The organism is Pseudomonas sp. K5002 (assembly GCF_013386655.1).
In the GTDB taxonomy this organism is placed as follows: domain Bacteria; phylum Pseudomonadota; class Gammaproteobacteria; order Pseudomonadales; family Pseudomonadaceae; genus Aquipseudomonas.
This window is the reverse complement of the sequence record NZ_JACARK010000574.1, coordinates 1-16421: the sequence shown is the minus strand read 5'-3', so window position 1 is coordinate 16421 and position 16421 is coordinate 1. Positions and strand designations below refer to the sequence as shown.

General features: G+C 60.7%; 22 protein-coding genes. 11 read left to right on the top strand and 11 right to left on the bottom strand.

Annotation, left to right across the window (positions count from 1 at the left end; translation table 11 throughout):
* Window positions 1-968: ABC transporter permease (locus HX846_RS23750; protein WP_178966200.1), on the bottom strand; the 968-nt coding region annotated here is incomplete at its 3' end.
* Complete coding sequence (locus tag HX846_RS23745; protein ID WP_178966199.1) at window positions 965-1648, bottom strand: ABC transporter ATP-binding protein; 684 nt, start codon at window positions 1646-1648, stop codon at window positions 965-967. The genes HX846_RS23750 and HX846_RS23745, both read right to left, overlap by 4 nt.
* A 10-nt stretch (window positions 1649-1658) precedes the next feature.
* Between HX846_RS23745 and HX846_RS23740 the strand changes: the two genes are divergently transcribed.
* From HX846_RS23740 to HX846_RS23730, 3 genes are all read left to right on the top strand, one after another.
* Window positions 1659-2264 carry an arylesterase gene (locus tag HX846_RS23740; protein WP_178966198.1) on the top strand — a complete coding sequence of 202 codons (606 nt, stop codon included), beginning with the start codon at window positions 1659-1661 and terminating at the stop codon, window positions 2262-2264.
* A gap of 58 nt (window positions 2265-2322) precedes the next feature.
* A complete protein-coding gene (locus HX846_RS23735) occupies window positions 2323-2616 on the top strand; it encodes a hypothetical protein (RefSeq protein ID WP_003218723.1) in 294 nt (97 codons plus the stop codon).
* A 72-nt stretch (window positions 2617-2688) separates the two neighbouring features.
* On the top strand, window positions 2689-3657 hold the full coding sequence (locus HX846_RS23730; RefSeq protein ID WP_017477366.1) for a L,D-transpeptidase family protein: 969 nt from the start codon (window positions 2689-2691) through the stop codon (window positions 3655-3657).
* A gap of 132 nt (window positions 3658-3789) precedes the next feature.
* Here the strand turns inward: HX846_RS23730 and oprI are convergent, their stop codons facing one another.
* A complete protein-coding gene (oprI, locus tag HX846_RS23725; protein ID WP_003172710.1) occupies window positions 3790-4041 on the bottom strand; it encodes an outer membrane lipoprotei OprI in 252 nt (83 codons plus the stop codon).
* Window positions 4042-4667: 626 nt separating this feature from the next.
* Between oprI and HX846_RS23720 the strand changes: the two genes are divergently transcribed.
* Window positions 4668-4949 carry a GNAT family N-acetyltransferase gene (locus HX846_RS23720; RefSeq protein WP_003189869.1) on the top strand — a complete coding sequence of 94 codons (282 nt, stop codon included), beginning with the start codon at window positions 4668-4670 and terminating at the stop codon, window positions 4947-4949.
* 114 nt (window positions 4950-5063) lie between these two features.
* Here HX846_RS23720 and HX846_RS23715 read toward each other — a convergent pair whose 3' ends face one another.
* Window positions 5064-6140: a 3-deoxy-7-phosphoheptulonate synthase gene (locus tag HX846_RS23715; RefSeq protein WP_003218719.1), complete on the bottom strand. Its 1077-nt coding sequence runs from the start codon at window positions 6138-6140 to the stop codon at window positions 5064-5066.
* Between the two features lie 133 nt (window positions 6141-6273).
* The gene (locus HX846_RS23710; RefSeq protein ID WP_087693654.1) at window positions 6274-6708 is read right to left on the bottom strand and encodes a PilZ domain-containing protein; all 435 of its coding nucleotides are present in this window, start codon (window positions 6706-6708) and stop codon (window positions 6274-6276) included.
* On the opposite strand from HX846_RS23710, the gene HX846_RS23705 reads away from it, so the two are divergent.
* The 5 genes from HX846_RS23705 to cysB all read left to right on the top strand — a co-directional run bounded on the left by HX846_RS23705 (window position 6707) and on the right by cysB (window position 10633).
* The gene (locus HX846_RS23705; protein WP_177068727.1) at window positions 6707-7099 is read left to right on the top strand and encodes a thioredoxin; all 393 of its coding nucleotides are present in this window, start codon (window positions 6707-6709) and stop codon (window positions 7097-7099) included. The two genes, HX846_RS23710 and HX846_RS23705, sit on opposite strands and share 2 nt — an antisense overlap.
* On the top strand, window positions 7096-8058 hold the full coding sequence (locus HX846_RS23700) for a putative 2-dehydropantoate 2-reductase (RefSeq protein ID WP_008437763.1): 963 nt from the start codon (window positions 7096-7098) through the stop codon (window positions 8056-8058). Before HX846_RS23705 ends, HX846_RS23700 begins: the two co-directional genes overlap by 4 nt.
* 14 nt (window positions 8059-8072) lie before the next feature.
* Complete coding sequence (locus HX846_RS23695) at window positions 8073-8990, top strand: 5'-nucleotidase (RefSeq protein ID WP_003218711.1); 918 nt, start codon at window positions 8073-8075, stop codon at window positions 8988-8990.
* 63 nt (window positions 8991-9053) lie between these two features.
* Window positions 9054-9554: a universal stress protein gene (locus HX846_RS23690; protein WP_003218709.1), complete on the top strand. Its 501-nt coding sequence runs from the start codon at window positions 9054-9056 to the stop codon at window positions 9552-9554.
* 104 nt (window positions 9555-9658) lie between these two features.
* Window positions 9659-10633, top strand: coding sequence for an HTH-type transcriptional regulator CysB (gene cysB, locus HX846_RS23685; RefSeq protein WP_003218707.1), 975 nt, complete (start codon window positions 9659-9661; stop codon window positions 10631-10633).
* Window positions 10634-10638: 5 nt separating this feature from the next.
* Here cysB and HX846_RS23680 read toward each other — a convergent pair whose 3' ends face one another.
* Both HX846_RS23680 and HX846_RS23675 read right to left on the bottom strand, forming a co-directional pair.
* Entirely contained in the window at window positions 10639-11121 is a 483-nt protein-coding gene (locus tag HX846_RS23680; protein WP_003218705.1) for a GreA/GreB family elongation factor, read from the bottom strand.
* A gap of 15 nt (window positions 11122-11136) precedes the next feature.
* Entirely contained in the window at window positions 11137-11505 is a 369-nt protein-coding gene (locus HX846_RS23675; protein WP_003218702.1) for a hypothetical protein, read from the bottom strand.
* 131 nt (window positions 11506-11636) lie between these two features.
* Here HX846_RS23675 and earP point away from each other — a divergent pair, with 131 nt between their 5' ends.
* Together earP and HX846_RS23665 are read left to right on the top strand one after the other, a co-directional pair.
* The gene (earP, locus tag HX846_RS23670) at window positions 11637-12770 is read left to right on the top strand and encodes an elongation factor P maturation arginine rhamnosyltransferase EarP (RefSeq protein ID WP_178966197.1); all 1134 of its coding nucleotides are present in this window, start codon (window positions 11637-11639) and stop codon (window positions 12768-12770) included.
* Between the two features lie 49 nt (window positions 12771-12819).
* The gene (locus HX846_RS23665; protein ID WP_003218698.1) at window positions 12820-13392 is read left to right on the top strand and encodes an elongation factor P; all 573 of its coding nucleotides are present in this window, start codon (window positions 12820-12822) and stop codon (window positions 13390-13392) included.
* Between the two features lie 67 nt (window positions 13393-13459).
* On the opposite strand, the gene HX846_RS23660 is transcribed toward HX846_RS23665, so the two are convergent.
* The 4 genes from HX846_RS23660 to HX846_RS23645 form a co-directional block, all read right to left on the bottom strand.
* Complete coding sequence (locus tag HX846_RS23660) at window positions 13460-14476, bottom strand: alpha/beta hydrolase (protein WP_177117298.1); 1017 nt, start codon at window positions 14474-14476, stop codon at window positions 13460-13462.
* Window positions 14477-14501: 25 nt separating this feature from the next.
* Window positions 14502-14921 (bottom strand): organic hydroperoxide resistance protein, encoded by a 420-nt coding sequence (locus tag HX846_RS23655; protein ID WP_003218695.1) that lies wholly within the window; start codon window positions 14919-14921, stop codon window positions 14502-14504.
* Window positions 14922-15174: 253 nt separating this feature from the next.
* A complete protein-coding gene (locus HX846_RS23650) occupies window positions 15175-15627 on the bottom strand; it encodes a MarR family winged helix-turn-helix transcriptional regulator (RefSeq protein ID WP_003218693.1) in 453 nt (150 codons plus the stop codon).
* 77 nt (window positions 15628-15704) lie between these two features.
* Window positions 15705-16421 (bottom strand): substrate binding domain-containing protein (locus HX846_RS23645; protein WP_178966196.1); only part of this gene is annotated, 717 nt, incomplete at its 5' end.

The following is a 16421-nucleotide window of genomic DNA, read 5'->3' as shown; positions in this document are numbered from 1 at the left end:
AGGTTGCGAATGTCGCGCTGGCGCGCCCCGAGGGCCATGCGAATCCCGATTTCCCGGCGCCGCTCCGAGACGTTCATCAGCATCACGTTCATCACGCCGACGCCGCCGCCCACCAGGGAGATCGCGCCCAGGGCCAGCAGCAGGTAGGCGAAGGTCCGGCTTTGGCGGGTCATGCCATCGATCATTTGCTGGGGCACCTGAATGTCGACATCGTGGTCGGTGAGCTGGGCTCGCAGTGCCACGGCTGAGTCCTGGGCGAGGCGTTCCATATCCTGGCCGGGGGTGGCACGGATGATCACGTTGCCGATTTGCGGGCTGGCGTAGATCCGGCGCATGCCCGGGGCGGGGACGAACAGCGATTCGTTGGCCTGTACGGGAATCAGCATTGCCCGGGGCTGGCTGTGCAGAATGCCCACGATCAGGAACAGGTAATCGTTGATACGTACCCGGTCGCCCAGTTGCAGCGGGTCGCCGGGCACGCTCAAGGCCTGGACGACCTGGTCACCGACGACCGCATAGGTTTCCCCAGCATCGAAACTCGACAGGAAGCGCCCGTCGCGCACCGACAGGCGCATGGCATCCTTGAGGTCCGGCGTACTGCCGACGAGGCTTGCGTTCCAGGTACGGCCATGGAACACCACTGGCCCGCTGAACAGCGAGACCGCACCGATATGGGCAATGCCGGGAACGCTGCGGCGCACGGCTTCCAGGTCCAGGCTGGCGGGCATTTGCGCAGTGCTGGCACCCCTGGGCGGGAATTGCGCCACCAGGGTGTCGGTGCCCATGTCCTTGAAAATCATCGCCGCGTCTTCGGCGGCGTTGTGCCCGATATTGATCAGCGCCACCACCGAGGAACTGCCGATGACGATGCCCAGCAAGGCCAGGATCGAGCGCTTGCCCAGGGTGCGCAGGCTGACAAACGCCTCGTGCAGCAATTGGCTCAGGCTTTGTTCGACCCGCAGGCTCATAGGCGCCCGGCCTCTTGCACCACGCCATTGCGCACCAGGATCTTGCGATTCAGGCGTTCGGCAATGTGCGGGTCGTGGGTGACGATGATCAGCGTCACCTGCTGCTCGCGGTTGAGCGCCAGCAACAGGTCCATGATCTCCTGGGCGGTGGTGCTGTCGAGGTTGCCGGTGGGTTCGTCGGCAAACAGCACGTCCGGTTCGGCAGCAAACGCCCGGGCAATCGCTACCCGTTGCTGCTCACCCCCCGAAAGTTGGCGCGGCGAGTGGGTGAGACGCTGGCCCAGGCCGACACGCTCCAGCAGGTGTTTGGCGCGCTCGCGGGCGTCCTTGCGACCGTCCAGCTCCAGGGGCAGCATCACGTTTTCCAGCGCGTTGAGGCTGTCGAGCAACTGGAAGGACTGGAACACAAATCCCACGTGCTCGGCGCGGATGCGTGCACGCTGGTCTTCGTCGAGGGTACTCAGGGCCTGGCCGGCGAGGGTGACTTCGCCACTGCTGGGCAGGTCGAGGCCGGCCAGCAGGCCGAGGAGGGTGGATTTGCCGGAACCGGAGGCGCCGACGATAGCCAGGCTATCGCCCTTGTTCAGTTCCAGGCTCAGTTCGTGCAGGATAGTCAGTTCACCTTCCGCGCTGGGAACCACTTTGCTAAGGTTTCGCGCGGTGAGAATGCTTGCGCCCATGGAGAATCCAATGCGAATGTGGTTTTTGAGTGCTGGCCTGGCCTTGATGTGCATGGCCCAGAACGCAGCGGCGGGTACAGTCCTGATCGTTGGCGATAGTATCAGTGCCGGTTTCGGGCTGGATACCAGCAAAGGGTGGGTAGCGTTGTTGGGACAACGGCTCAAGAGCGAAGGTTTCGACGATAAAGTGGTCAACGCCTCTATCAGCGGCGACACCAGTGCCGGAGGCCGGGCGCGGCTGCCGGCGGCGCTTGCAGAGCATAAGCCGGACCTGGTGATCATTGAGCTGGGCGGCAATGACGGCCTGCGTGGGCAGCCACCCGAGCAATTGAAACAAAATCTTGCATCGATGATTGACCAGTCCAAGGCCAGCGGTGCCAAGGTGCTGCTGCTGGGCATGCAGTTGCCGCCTAATTACGGGCCGAAATACACCACCGCGTTTGCTAATGTCTACCCGGCCCTGGCCAAGGAAAAAAGCGTCCCGCTGGTGCCGTTTTTCCTTGAAGGCGTCGGTGGTCATCCGGACCTGATGCAGGCTGACCAATTGCACCCGGCGGTTGGCGCGCAGGGCAAGTTGCTGGAAAATGTCTGGCCAACGCTAAAACCACTGCTATGACGCTTTTCTAGCAGCGGTCTTTCGGCTAAGGTGGCGCCCCCCCGATTTGGAGCCCCCGATGTCGCGTCCTGCCTGGTCACTGTTTGCCTACCAACTGATCGAGCCTGACGAACAGTTGGATCTGTTCGCCTGCCAGGAAGTCCGGGTGCATCTGGTGACGCGTCAATTGGAGTTGGGCGGGTCCATCGACCGCACCCTCTGCGGCACGTTGTTGCCTGCCCAGCCGCGCTGGTCATCGGTGGATCGCTCGATCTTCCAGGACCAGCGTTTGTGCCCCCTGTGCCGGGCGATCCTCGAGTCGCAAAAACGCGGCACACCGCCGATCTGGCCAGAGCTGCGCTTCGAGCTTTGAATATGGGTGCCCGCCGGGCAGCCGTGTACAATCCATTTTCTACTACCCGTCGATCTGCGAAGGAATTCCCGGATGTTGTCGCGCCTTTCCGCCGTCACCTGCTGCCTGTCTCTCGCTGCGCTCTGCGCGGCCGGTCCTGCTGCAGCCTTGCAGTTGCCTTTGCCGCCACCGGGTGAAGATATCGTTGGCCAGGTCCAGGTGATCAAGGCCAAGTACGAAGATACCTTCGCGGACCTCGGCACCACCTACGACCTGGGTTATTCGGAGATGGTCGCGGCCAACCCGGGCGTGGATGCCTGGCTGCCGGGAGCGGGTACCGAGATCGTGTTGCCGACGCGCTTCATCCTGCCGCCCGGCCCGCGTGAAGGCATCGTGATCAACCTGGCGGAGTACCGGCTCTACTACTACCCCAAGGGCCAGAACGTGGTGTACACGTTCCCGTTGGGGATTGGCCGTGAAGGCTGGGGCTCGCCAGTGGCCCACACCACCATCACGGGCAAGATCCCGAACCCGACCTGGACCCCGCCAGCCTCGATCAAGGCAGAACACGCCGCCAATGGCGACCCGTTGCCCAACGTCGTGCCGGCCGGCCCGGACAACCCGCTGGGGCCGTTCAAGTTCACCCTCGGCACGCCGGGCTACCTGATCCACGGTTCCAACATGAAGTTCGGCATCGGTACCCGTACCAGCCACGGTTGCTTCCGCATGTTCAACAACAACGTGCTGGAAATGGCCGACATGGTGCCGGTGGGCACGTCGGTGCGGATTATCAATGACGCCTACAAGTTCGGCGCGGCCGGGGGCAAGGTCTACCTGGAAGCCCATACGCCGCTGAACGACGATGGCACCCCATCGGTCGTCGACAAGCACACCGCCGTCATCAACGCCTTGCTCAAGCGTGAAGACCTGTCCAGCAACCTGCGGGTCAACTGGGACCAGGTGCGTGACGTGGTTGCGGCCGAAGACGGTATCCCGACGGAAATCGGTGTGCCGGGCGGGGCGCCGATGGTGTCGAGTACGCCGGTCGATCTGCAGCAGTAAGCCTGCACGATCCATAACCCGTTATCGCCTCGCGCGGTGACGGGTTTTTTATTGTCTGGAATCCAGCCAAATCACAGGCAAAAAAAAGCCGATCCAAGAATGGATCGGCTTGATAACAACCCCGGAGGATTATTACTTGCGGCTTGCTTTTTCAAGCATGCGCAGAGCGCGCTCGTTAGCTTCGTCAGCAGTCTGTTGTGCTTTTTGAGCAGCAGCCAGAGCTTCATCAGCTTTACGGTAGGCTTCGTCTGCACGAGCCTGGGAGCGTGCTGCTGCGTCTTCAGTTGCAGTCAGACGAGCTTCGGTTTCTTTGGAGACGCTGCTGCAACCGGTAGCCAGAACTGCGGCCAGAGCCAGAGCAGAGAATTTCAGAACGTTGTTCATCGTGTTCCCCTTCAAGGACTTTCTATTAAATGGCTACTTTCTCAGAGTGAGCTAATAGCCGGCGTACATACTACCCATTACTTGTAGTAAGTAAACTGACGTAGCGCAAGAAGCAAAAAAAATTCTCGCGTCCAATCTATTTTGGCTAATCTTTCGAGAGTCTGTATAAAAAATATGCAGATTTTTGCACTCGGCCGAGGATTGGATCCAGCCTGAAAGGGCCGGCTGGCATGTGTTAAGCCATGTAAACATAAGTCATTTTATATATCGTCCCTGACACTATTGTTCAGATTGTCTTTTCGCCATTCGGTATCTTTTGTGCATGTTGAGGTGACTTTAAGAGCGCGTGTTCGTCTCAAGCTTCAACTGCCGGCAATGTTCAGGCCATCGACGTAAGGAATCTCGATTGGCCCTTTCTATGTCCGCCAGCGCAACGGAAGACGAGCGCGTCTTGAGCAATTGTGCGATTGGCGCCTACTATTTCCCTGTGCTGGTTGTGAGCGCTAGTGCAAGGCACTGGCCGCTTTTCTCGTTGTCGAAACCGGCACCGGGTGGCGTAGATGTTCCTTCGCCGGAAAAACATCGGTAAGGTAGGGGTCAGAAACCAAGACCCGCGAGGAGTAGTGATGAGCGAGGCGTTGTCCATCCACCATGACCAGGCTGGTCATCAGTTCGAGACCAATGTGGACGGTCATCGTGCCTATCTGACCTATATGGATCTCGGGAAGCAGACCCTGGATATCTATCGCACCTTCGTGCCCAACGCATTGCGCGGCCGTGGCATTGCTGCCGCGCTGACCGAGGAAGCGTTGAAGTTCGCCGAAGAGGCAGGTTATACGGTGATCCCGTCCTGCTCCTACGTTGAGCGCTACATGGAGCGCCACCAGCGCCATGCCGCGAAGCTTTGAGCATTGAGTAGGGCGGTACGCAGAGCATCCCAGGATGCATTCCCACGCAGGGCGGGGGAACGATCAAAAAAAACGCCGGGTTTAGCCCGGCGTTTTTGTGTCCGCAGTCTGTGCTCAGCCGCGCTGGCGCTTGGGCAACACGTCCTTGAGCTTGGCGTGCATGCTGCGCAAGGTGGTCTCGGTGGCAGACCAGTCGATGCACGCATCGGTGATCGACACGCCGTATTGCAGGTCGGCCAGGTCCTTTGGAATCGCCTGGCAGCCCCAGTTCAGGTGGCTTTCGACCATCAGGCCGATGATCGACTGGTTGCCTTCCAGAATCTGGTTGGCCACGTTCTCCATCACCAGCGGTTGCAGGGCCGGGTCCTTGTTGGAGTTGGCGTGGCTGCAATCGACCATGATGTTCGGCTTGATCTTCGCCTTGTTCAGCGCCTGTTCGCACAGGGCCACGCTGACCGAATCATAGTTGGGCTTGCCATTGCCGCCACGCAGTACCACGTGACCGTAGGCGTTGCCCTTGGTGGTGACGATGGACACGCCACCTTCCTGGTTGATGCCCAGGAAGCGGTGCGGGCTGGAGACCGACTGCAGGGCGTTGATCGCCACGGTCAGGCCGCCATCGGTACCGTTCTTGAAACCCACGGCCGAGGACAGGCCGGAAGCCATTTCGCGGTGAGTCTGGGATTCGGTGGTGCGTGCACCAATTGCCGACCAGCTGATCAGGTCTTGCAGGTACTGCGGGGAAATCGGGTCCAGGGCTTCGGTTGCCGTCGGCAGGCCCATTTCCGCCAGGTCCAGCAGCAATTGACGACCGATGTGCAGGCCGTCCTGGATCTTGAACGAGTCGTCCAGGTACGGGTCGTTGATCAAGCCTTTCCAGCCGACGGTGGTACGCGGCTTCTCGAAATAGACACGCATCACCAGGTACAAGGTGTCGGACACTTCCGCCGCCAGCACCTTCAGGCGCTCGGCGTATTCGTGGGCAGCCTTGAGGTCATGGATCGAGCACGGCCCGATGACCACGAACAGGCGGTGGTCGGTGCCGTCGAGAATCTCACGGATGACTTCGCGGCCCTTGGTGACGGTCTGCAGGGCAGCGTCGCTCAGGGGGATTTCGCGCTTGAGCTGATCGGGCGTGATCAGGGTCTCGTTGGATTCGACGTTAAGGTCGTTGATCGGTAAATCAGCCATCGTGTTACTCGTCAGGGTCACGGGTGCCGGCCGCCAGCGATCCCCGTGCGGCGGAGCACAGCATGATTTAAGTGCAGCGGGGAGCGGAACCTTAGCGCGTTACAAGGCTGCGAGACAATGGGCAACGTCCGCTTTAATCCAGCGCTGGCAGCACAAAAGCCTCATGGGAGAACTCGCCGGCATGGCGCGTGACCCATTCCCGGGCCAGCGCTTCGCTCTGCCCGAGTGTGGGCTCGACGCCTTCGTGGAGGCGGCAGTACCGTTCGATCTGGCACACTTGCTCACCCATTCGCGCACCGAACAAGGCCTGCTCATCGGTAAAGGCAATGTCGACGCGGTAGCCGTTTTCGGCCTTGCGGCACCATGCCACATAGCCCGGATAGCGGGCCGTCTGGCCCAGTGAGGGGATGTGCAACTCGATGGCCGCGCCCTGGCGCCAGGCGCGCGGGCAATTGCATGCGACGCCGCCCAGGCCGATAGTGTGCAGCCGTTGGCGGGAAATGCCGGAAATGGGGCGTTGGGTTATTTCGACAGCGACATCATCAGGGTGAGGAAAGAAACGACCCATGCACACGGACTCCGAGCACCGTCCAGTTGACGGCGGTGGCAGCAGTATAGTGAAAGAACTGCAACTTACCGACCTGGATATCGACCAGCAATTATTGGGGCTTCGCGGCACGTCCCTGGTGGTGTTTACCGGTGACGGCTGCTCGCGTTGCCGCTTCCTGCACCAGCAACTGCCGGGTTGGGACTTGCCGGTGGACCGGGTGTGCTGGGTGGATGCGGGTCACAATGGCGGGGCAGTGGAGCGCTACGAGATCTTTCATCTGCCGGCGTTGTTTGTGGTGTGCGACGGGAAATTCCATGGAATATTAGCGTCACTGACGCGTCTGACCGCCAGCGACCTGACTCAAGGTGTGCAGCAGGCGCTCAAACGAATACCAGAGGAGTTGCCATGACCGAAGTAACAAAACAGTCGCCACGGATCGGGATCATCGGCACCGGGGCCATTGGTGGCTACTACGGTGTGATGCTCGCGCGCGCCGGCTTCGATGTGCATTTCCTGCTGCGCAGCGAGTACGCGGCGGTCAGCGAGCGCGGCCTGCAACTCAACAGCACGATCCACGGAACCGTGCACCTTCACCCGGTACAGGCTTATGCCCGCGCCGCCGACATGCCGCCGTGCGACTGGCTGCTGGTGGGCACCAAATCGACCGGGAATGTCGAGCTGGCCCCGACCATCGCTCAGGTTGCCGCCCCGGACGCCAGGATAATCCTGTTGCAAAATGGCCTCGACGTAGAGGACAGCCTGCGTGAACACCTGCCGCCGTCGCTGCACCTGCTGGGTGGCTTGTGCTACATCGGCGTGCACCGTTCCGGTCCCGGGATCGTCGAGCATCAGGCGCTGGGCCGGGTCAACCTGGGTTACCACAGTGGCCCCGCGGCCAACGATGACAGCGGTCGGCAAGCCATCGTCGAAGAAGGCGCCGCGCTGTTTCACCAGGCCGGTATCGATTCCCAGGCCATGGCCAATGTGCACCAGGCGCGCTGGCATAAACTGGTGTGGAACGTGCCTTACAACGGCCTCTCGGTATTGTTCGGCACGGGCACCACGGCGATGATGGCGGATGAGTCCAGCCGCGAACTGATCCAGGCGCTGATGGCCGAAGTGGTGCAGGGCGCCCACGCCTGCGGGCATGAGATTCCCGCCAGTTACGCCGGGCAGATGTTCACCATGACCGAGAGCATGGATGACTACTTGCCCAGCATGTATCACGATTACGTGCACAAGCGCCCGCTGGAACTGGCGGCGATCTACGCGCGCCCCTTGGCCGCGGCCAACGCGGCGGGTTGTGAATTGCCACGCATGCAGGCGCTGTATCAGGCCTTGAGTTTTATGGATCGGCATAACCGCTGATTGGGGGGAACACCATGGCGAAGGGATTGGGCGACAAACTGGTGCTGGCGATTTCCTCGCGAGCGCTGTTCGACCTGAGCGAGAGCCACAAGGTCTACCTGGCCCAAGGCGTCGAGGCGTACCGCAAGTACCAGATCGACCACGAGGAAGAAACCCTCGAGCCCGGTGACGCCTTCCCGCTGGTGAAGAAACTCCTGAGCCTCAACGCCAGCCTCGGCCGCGCCCGGGTCGAGGTGGTGCTGGTGTCGCGCAACAGTGCCGACACCGGCTTGCGTGTATTCAATTCGATCCAGCATTACGGGCTCGACATCTCCCGCGCGGCGTTTGTCGGCGGGCGCAGCCCTTATCCTTATCTGGCGGCGTTTGGCTGCCACCTGTTTCTGTCCACCCATGCCGAGGATGTGCGCAGCGCCCTGGATGCCGGGTTTGCCGCAGCGACGATTCTGTCGGGCGGCGCAGGTCGGGCCTCCAGTGCTGAATTGCGGATCGCCTTCGATGGCGACGCGGTGCTGTTTTCCGACGAGTCCGAGCGCGTTTATCAGTCGGGCGGCCTTGAAGCCTTCCAGGCCAGCGAGCGCGAATCCGCCCGCGAGCCGTTGCGCGGCGGCCCATTCAAGGGCTTCCTGGCGGCACTCAACCTGTTGCAGCGCGAGTTCCCCGACGAGTCCTGCCCCATCCGCACTGCGCTGGTGACTGCCCGTTCGGCGCCTTCCCACGAGCGGGTGATTCGCACGCTGCGCGAGTGGGATATCCGTCTCGACGAGTCGCTGTTTCTTGGTGGCCTGGAGAAGTCGGCGTTCCTCGAAGCCTTCGCCGCCGATGTGTTTTTCGATGACCAGGAAGGGCATTGCGAGAAGGCCCGGGAGTTCGTGGCTACCGGCCACGTACCCCATGGCATCAGTAACGAGTTGAAAATTCAGACCGAGGGCTGAGCACTGCCAAAGGCGCTGCTAAGCTGAATCAATCCCCGCCATCCTGGCTGCCCAGGAGGTTCTATGATTCGTTCGATGCTGTACGCCACTGACCTCGGTCTGTATGCCCCCTATGTGATGCAACATGCCCTGGCGCTGGCGCGAACGTTCAAGGCTGATCTGTATGTGATTCACGTGGTCGAGCCCATCGGGCTGTTCGCCGAATCGGTGTTGCAGAGCTACCTTGATGAGAAGGCCTTGAGTGAATGGCAAAGCCAGGGCCTGACGACGGTGATGGCGACCATCGAACAACGGGTGCTCGACAGTTTTCGCGAGGAGCTGGGGGACGGGGAGCAGGACCTCAAGTTGATCCGTTCGGTGCGGGTGATCCAGGGTGATCCTTGTGAAGTGATTCTCGACCAGTCGCAGAAACTCTCTGTGGATTTGTTGATCGTAGGTAGTCACAGCCAGGCGGTCGGGGTGGCAACACCTCTGGGGAGAACCGCCGCACGGGTGCTGCAGCTGTCCCAGGTGCCGGTGTATCTGGTGCCGCTGTTGCAGCGTCGACGCAGTGACGACGTGTGATTGGTAGAAAACGATAAAAAGTTCTAGATTTATCCGTCTAACCTTTAATATAGTTATATACCGTCGCTGATACCCGTGGCGTCTATCCGCTTTGAGGGACACATATGAAGCTTCAACAACTGCGCTACATCTGGGAAGTGGCGCACCACGACCTCAACGTTTCCGCTACTGCTCAAAGCCTTTACACCTCGCAACCCGGTATCAGCAAGCAGATCCGCCTGCTCGAAGATGAGTTGGGCGTTGAAGTGTTCGCACGCAGCGGCAAGCACCTGACCCGTGTCACCCCGGCCGGTGAGCGCATCATCACCACCGCCGGCGAGATCCTGCGCAAGGTCGAAAGCATCAAGCAGATCGCCCAGGAATTCTCCAACGAGAAAAAGGGCACCCTGTCGATCGCCACCACCCACACCCAGGCGCGTTATGCGCTGCCGCCGGTGATCAGCAGCTTTATCAAGCAGTACCCGGACGTGGCCTTGCACATGCACCAGGGCTCGCCGATGCAGATCGCCGAGATGGCCGCCGACGGCACCGTCGATTTCGCGATTGCCACCGAAGCGCTGGAATTGTTCGGCGACCTGGTGATGATGCCGTGCTACCGCTGGAACCGTTGCGTCGTGGTCCCACAAGGCCACCCATTGGCCAAGCTGCCGAAGCTGACCCTGGAAGCCCTGGCTGAATACCCGATCGTGACTTATGTGTTCGGTTTCACCGGCCGTTCGAAACTCGACGAAGCCTTCAGCCATCGCGGCCTGACGCCGAAAGTGGTGTTCACCGCGGCTGACGCCGACGTCATCAAGACTTATGTGCGCCTGGGCCTGGGTGTCGGTATCGTCGCCAAGATGGCGGTCGACACCAAGCTCGACAACGACCTGGTGGTGCTCGATGCCAGCGAGCTGTTCGAGTCCAGCGTGACCAAGATCGGTTTCCGTCGTGGCACCTTCCTGCGTGGTTTCATGTGCGACTTCATCGAAAAGTTCGCGCCGCACCTGACGCGCGAAGTGATGGCCAAGGCCATCCAGTGCCACAACAAGCAGGAACTGGAAGAGCTGTTCGACGGCGTTGAACTACCGGTTCACTGATCGGCTCACTTCACCTCGGTAACAGCAAACTGTTGCCGAGCGCCCCCCACCAGAATCTCCACCTCATCCCCTTCGAACTTGCCCAACAGGCTTTTGCCCAGGGGCGAGCGTGGGGTGATGACGGTCACCGGTTGCCCCACCACATCGACCTTCAAGCCTGCGCCGTCCGGCGCCAGGAATAGCCACTGCTGGCGATCGTTTTCATCTGCCAACCCCAGTAATGCGCCCACTTCGATGCCGCGCTGGTCATCGTAGGCCCGCAGTTGCATGTTCTGGCAGAGCGTCAGCGCCTGCCGGATCTCCTCGACGCGTCGGGCCTGGCCGGCTGCCAGGTAAGAAGCCTCCAGGCCCAGGGTGTCGTACTTGTTCTCGGCGATGTTTTCTTCGTGGGTCGCGGTTTCGTACGCGGTTTGCGCGGCGCGCTGGGCGATATCGAGATCGACCGCGAGTTTGTCCAAAACCAACTGGTGAACGGCGTGTTTATTCATGGGCGGCTTTCGTGATCAATCGCAAAATTGCAGGACGTTGGCCCGGCTCTTGTCGTTGGGGGCGTTCTGGTCCTGTTGCAGCCAGAACTGGCATTTGGGGTTGGACAGGTTGCGCGGGTTGTTGCGGGCCTGGTCCAGGGTTTGCTGTTGCTCCTGCTTGCGCAGGTTCTCCTGGTACTGCTCGAACATCCGGTTCGGTGGCTCCGGTGCAACCACCTCCGGCTTGCCCAGTTGCTGCACCACTCGGGCCACCGGCGCCACGGTTTGCTCGGGCAGGTAGCGGGAGGCCAGCCACACGCTTAGCACAATGGCGATAAACCCCAGCCACAGGCCGAAGGCCACGGCGATACTGAGCTTGAACAGCGAGAACGAACGATCAGACATGGTGGCCTCCTGGCAGGCACGTGCGGCATGGCGCCGATTGTCCCACAGCCGCGCGCAGAATAATCGCGATCAACCCTTCTGTATCGAGGCATTTATACGGACAATCGAGCCTTTGAGCGTTGGAGCCCGGAATGAAAGCCCGCTGGGATATTTTTTGCAGCGTCGTCGATAACTACGGCGACATCGGCGTGACCTGGCGCCTGGCCCGGCAATTGGTGGCGGAACAAGGGTGTGCGGTGCGCTTGTGGGTCGATGACCTGCGGGCGTTCGAACGCATGTGCCCCGAGATTGATGTGCAGGTGCACCAGCAATGGCAAGAGGGCGTCGACGTGCGCTACTGGCCCTCCGACTGGCCGGCGACCGACGCGGCAGACGTGGTGATCGCTGCGTTCGCCTGTCAATTGCCGCCTGGCTACATGGAGGCGATGGCCGCACGCGACCGCACGCCGCTGTGGATGAACCTGGATTACCTGAGCGCCGAAGACTGGGTGGTCGGCTGCCACGGTTTGCCCTCGGTGAAATTCAAGGGCGTGCAAAAGTACTTCTTCTTTCCCGGATTCCGTCCCGGCACCGGCGGCTTATTGCGTGAGGCGGGGCTGCTGGAACAGCGCGATGCCTTCCAGCAAGACGCCGCCGCCCGGCAGCAGTTTCTGCAGGCGCTTGGGGTTTTCCCGGTGGACGGTGCGCGGATGATGTCGTTGTTCGCCTATGAAAACGCCGGGCTGGCCAGTTGGCTCGACGTGCTGGCGGCCGATGGGCGCGCCACTCATCTGCTGGTGCCGGAAGGGCGGATCCTCGGAGATGTGCAGGGCTGGCTGGGGGTCGAGTCATTGGAAGTAGGTGATGTGCACCGGCGCGACGGGTTGACCGTGCAAGTGCTGCCGTTTGTGCGCCAGGAGCAATACGACCGGCTGTTGTGGTGCTGCGACTTCAACGCCGTGCGCGGCGAAGACTCGTTCGTGCGGGCGCAATGGGCCGGGCGGCCACTGTTGTGGCATATCTATCGCCAGGACGAAGACATTCACCTGGACAAGCTCGATGCGTTCCTTGAGCTGTATACCGAAGGTCTGTCTCCGGCTGCGAAAGTCGCGTTGGTCGGCCTTTGGCAGGCCTGGAACGCTGATGGCGATATGGCACTTTGCTGGAAAATGCTGCTGGAACACTGGCCGGAAGTGACCGCGAACGCCGAGAAATGGGCTCTGGAACAAGGCTCGCGGACCGATCTTGCGACGGCGCTGGTACAGTTTTATGTAAATTGGATATGATACGCGACCTTGATTTTTGTAAATCCCATCCAAATTTCGGATATTCGCAATGAAAACTGGTAAAGAACTGAAACCCGGTACAGTGATCCGTCTCGAAAACGACCCTTGGCTGGTTCAGAAAGCTGAGTTCACCAAGTCTGGTCGTAACAGCGCAATCATGAAGACCAAGCTGAAGAACCTGCTGACCGGTTACAAGACCGAGATCGTCTACAGCGCCGATGACAAACTGGACGACGTGATCCTCGACCGCAAAGAAGCGACCCTGTCCTTCATCAGCGGCGACACCTACACGTTCATGGACACCACCGACTACACCATGTACGAGCTGAACGCTGAAGACATCGAAGCCGTTCTGCCGTTCGTGGAAGAAGGCATGGAAGACGTCTGCGAAGCTATCTTCTTCGAAGACCGTCTGGTTTCCGTAGAGCTGCCGACCACTATCGTGCGTAAGGTTGCCTACACCGAAGGTTCCGCTCGCGGCGACACTTCGGGCAAGGTGATGAAGCCTGCCAAGCTGGCTAACGGTACCGAACTGCAAGTAGCCGATTTCATCGAAATCGACGACCTGATCGAGATCGACACCCGTGAAGGTGGTTCGTACAAAGGTCGCGCCAAGAAGTAATTCCTGCGCCACCGGTACGATAAAAAAAGCCCGACCATGCGTCGGGCTTTTTTGTGGGTGCCGGTTTTTACTTCAGGTGTTGCTTCAGTTCCTCGGACGCCTGCAGCAGCGCCGAACGAACCTCCGGTACCTGGCTGACGACATTCAGCAAACCGTAGTCATGGATCATGCCGTTGTAGCGCACGGCGGTCACCGGTACACCGGCTTCATCCAGCTTGCGGGCATAGGCTTCGCCTTCGTCACGCAGCACGTCCGAGCCTGCGGTCTGAATCAACGCAGGTGGCAAACCCTTGAGCTGCGCGGTGCTTGCCCGCAGGGGCGACGCATAGATCTCGGCGCGCTGGTTGGTGTCGGTGGTGTAGTTGTCCCAGAACCACTTCATCATGTTGCGGGTCAGGAAGTGGCCTTCGGCAAACTGGTTGTAGGACGCGGTGTCGAAGTTGGCGTCGGTCACCGGCCACAACAGCAATTGGAACTTGATTGACGGTGTGCCCTTGTCCTTGGCCATCAGGCTGACCACCGCTGCCATGTTGCCGCCGACGCTGTTGCCGGCGACGGCCAGGCGTTTGCCATCGACGTTGATCTCGCTGCCGTGTTCGGCCACCCACTTGGTTGCCCCGTACGCCTGGTTGATCGCCACAGGGTAGTGCGCTTCAGGTGATGGCGTGTAGTTGACGAACACCGCCGCCGCTCCCGACCCCACCACCAGGTCACGCACCAGGCGCTCGTGGGTCGGGAAATCCCCGAGTACCCAGCCACCGCCGTGGAAGAACATGAACACCGGCAATGTGCCCTTGACCCCGGCCGGACGCACGATGGTCAGGCTCAGCGGCTGGCCATCGACCTGAATGGTCTTCTGGCTCACGTCGGCCTTGGGCAGCGTCAGTTTCACGCCTGACTGTGCACCTGTCAGCACCGCACGGGCTTCCCTGGGCGTCAGTTGCTCCATCGGTTTGCCGGTGCCGGCGTTCAGTACATCGAGAAACGCCTGGGTGTTGTGCTCCACGTCACCGCCGGCCGCAAAGGCATTGGTGATCGAGAAGGCGAGCAGGGTGCCGGTGAGTACTTTGCCAAATGTGTTCATGTTCTTCTCCAAAAAACCGCGTGGGTCAGACGGTTACGTGCAGGCGTACATCGACGTTGCCACGGGTGGCGTTGGAGTAAGGGCAGACCTGGTGCGCAGCGTCGACCAGGCTTTGCGCGTCGTCCTGGGCCAGGCCGGGCAAGCTGACGTGCAGGTCGATGTCCAGGCCGAAACCGCCGGGGATTTGACCGATGCCGACGTGGGCAGTGATCGAAGCGTCATCCGGGATTTTGCGTTTGGTCTGGCTGGCGACGAATTTCAGGGCACCGATGAAGCAGGCGGAGTAACCGGCGGCGAACAGTTGTTCCGGGTTGGTGGCCTGGCCACCCGCGCCGCCCAGTTCTTTTGGCGTGGAGAGTTTTACATCGAGGATGTTGTCGCTGGAAACAGCACGACCATCACGGCCGCCGGTGGCGGTGGCTACTGCGGTGTAGAGAGCTTGCATGGTGATTTCCTCGTCAGTGTTTGCGCTAAATGTTTGCGCGCTAAGTAAGTGGCGAGGTGAATGTATCGCGCTAATAGTTAGTGCGCAAGATATATTTGGAAAATATTTTGCGCGCTTTGATAGCCAGGCATTGCACAAACAAATGTGGGAGCGGGCTTGCTCGCGAATGCGGTGTGACAGTCACTAGATGCATTGACTGATCCACCGCATTCGCGAGCAAGCCCGCTCCCACATTTTTTGATGCGTGGTGCCTTTAGAGGGAGACTTGCAGGTTTTTTCGCAGTGCCAGTAAATCGCCCTGCAGCTTGCGCAACTGCTCGATGTCCAGCCCGCTGGCGCCCAGGATGCACTGTGGAATATCCATGGCTTTGTCCCGCAGGGCGCGCCCGGCCTCGGTCAATTCAACCACCACCACGCGCTCGTCTTCGCGGCTGCGGGTGCGGCTGAGCAGGCCTTCGGCTTCCAGGCGCTTGAGCAGCGGCGTCAGGGAGCCGGGATCCGTCAGCAGGCGATTGCTGATTTCGCCTACGGTCAAGCCATCCTCTTCCCACAGCACCATCATGGCCAGGTACTGCGGATAGGTCAGGCCAAGGGCTTGCAGCAGCGGTTTGTAGACCTTGGTCATCAACAACGAGGTGGAATGCAGGGCAAAACACAGCTGGTTGTCGAGCAACAAGGATTCGCAGGTATCGAGGGGCTTGGTCATGGCAGTGCCTTAAAACGTGTCTGGTTTCGAATCTAGCGGGCAAATCTTTAACGCGCCAGACAATTCTGTCCGGCCGGTCAACCCAGGCCGCTTTGCAGTGCCAGGTCCCAGGGCGGCACAGGGCTGAAGCGCGCCTTGAGGTATTCCAGCAACAAGCGGCTGCGGGCGTTGGCGTGTTGCTCCAGGCGTAGCGCATAGATGCCCGCGGTTTCAGGCGTCGGCAGGCCGTTCTCGCAGAACAGCGGGACCAGTTCACCGCGCACCAGGTATTCACTGGCGAGCCAGGTGGGCAGGTGGGCAACACCCAGTCCGGCCAGCGCGCCTGAAAGCAGGGCTTCGGCGTTATTGGCGCTCATGCGAATGCGCTGCGGGCGGTAGGTGGATTTGCGCCCATCGAGCTCAAAACGCCAGGCGAACATCGGTGCCAGGCCTTCCCAATCCAGGCCGTCATGCTCGCTTAACTGGCTGGGATGGGTCGGCGTGCCACGGCTTTTCAGGTAGGCCGGGCTTGCGCAAGCGATGCGCACGATGCTGGCCAGTGGCGTGGCAATCAGCCGGGTGTCGACGATATGCCCGGCCCGCAGCACCAGGTCGACCTTGCCCAAATGCTCGCCCTGCATGTCGACAAAGCTGTCGATCAAGTGCAGGTGCACGTCCAGTCCCGGATAGACATTGAGAAAGTCAGCGATGGCAGGCGCCAAATGCCGCCTGCCGAAAGCCGCCGGTGCGTCCACGCGGATCAAGCCTTCAGGCGCATGACTCAGCGACACCGCTTCGGCCCGCGCCAGTTGCAG

Bases quoted from the DNA above. Each gene is read 5' to 3' on its own strand.
- HX846_RS23745 (WP_178966199.1), bottom strand. From the start codon at position 1,648: ATGGGCGCAAGCATTCTCACCGCGCGAAACCTTAGCAAAGTGGTTCCC.
- HX846_RS23740 (WP_178966198.1), top strand. From the start codon at position 1,659: ATGCGAATGTGGTTTTTGAGTGCTGGCCTGGCCTTGATGTGCATGGCC.
- HX846_RS23735 (WP_003218723.1), top strand. From the start codon at position 2,323: ATGTCGCGTCCTGCCTGGTCACTGTTTGCCTACCAACTGATCGAGCCT.
- HX846_RS23730 (WP_017477366.1), top strand. From the start codon at position 2,689: ATGTTGTCGCGCCTTTCCGCCGTCACCTGCTGCCTGTCTCTCGCTGCG.
- oprI (WP_003172710.1), bottom strand. From the start codon at position 4,041: ATGAACAACGTTCTGAAATTCTCTGCTCTGGCTCTGGCCGCAGTTCTG.
- HX846_RS23720 (WP_003189869.1), top strand. From the start codon at position 4,668: ATGAGCGAGGCGTTGTCCATCCACCATGACCAGGCTGGTCATCAGTTC.
- HX846_RS23715 (WP_003218719.1), bottom strand. From the start codon at position 6,140: ATGGCTGATTTACCGATCAACGACCTTAACGTCGAATCCAACGAGACC.
- HX846_RS23705 (WP_177068727.1), top strand. From the start codon at position 6,707: ATGCACACGGACTCCGAGCACCGTCCAGTTGACGGCGGTGGCAGCAGT.
- HX846_RS23710 (WP_087693654.1), bottom strand. From the start codon at position 6,708: ATGGGTCGTTTCTTTCCTCACCCTGATGATGTCGCTGTCGAAATAACC.
- HX846_RS23700 (WP_008437763.1), top strand. From the start codon at position 7,096: ATGACCGAAGTAACAAAACAGTCGCCACGGATCGGGATCATCGGCACC.
- HX846_RS23695 (WP_003218711.1), top strand. From the start codon at position 8,073: ATGGCGAAGGGATTGGGCGACAAACTGGTGCTGGCGATTTCCTCGCGA.
- HX846_RS23690 (WP_003218709.1), top strand. From the start codon at position 9,054: ATGATTCGTTCGATGCTGTACGCCACTGACCTCGGTCTGTATGCCCCC.
- cysB (WP_003218707.1), top strand. From the start codon at position 9,659: ATGAAGCTTCAACAACTGCGCTACATCTGGGAAGTGGCGCACCACGAC.
- HX846_RS23680 (WP_003218705.1), bottom strand. From the start codon at position 11,121: ATGAATAAACACGCCGTTCACCAGTTGGTTTTGGACAAACTCGCGGTC.
- HX846_RS23675 (WP_003218702.1), bottom strand. From the start codon at position 11,505: ATGTCTGATCGTTCGTTCTCGCTGTTCAAGCTCAGTATCGCCGTGGCC.
- earP (WP_178966197.1), top strand. From the start codon at position 11,637: ATGAAAGCCCGCTGGGATATTTTTTGCAGCGTCGTCGATAACTACGGC.
- HX846_RS23665 (WP_003218698.1), top strand. From the start codon at position 12,820: ATGAAAACTGGTAAAGAACTGAAACCCGGTACAGTGATCCGTCTCGAA.
- HX846_RS23660 (WP_177117298.1), bottom strand. From the start codon at position 14,476: ATGAACACATTTGGCAAAGTACTCACCGGCACCCTGCTCGCCTTCTCG.
- HX846_RS23655 (WP_003218695.1), bottom strand. From the start codon at position 14,921: ATGCAAGCTCTCTACACCGCAGTAGCCACCGCCACCGGCGGCCGTGAT.
- HX846_RS23650 (WP_003218693.1), bottom strand. From the start codon at position 15,627: ATGACCAAGCCCCTCGATACCTGCGAATCCTTGTTGCTCGACAACCAG.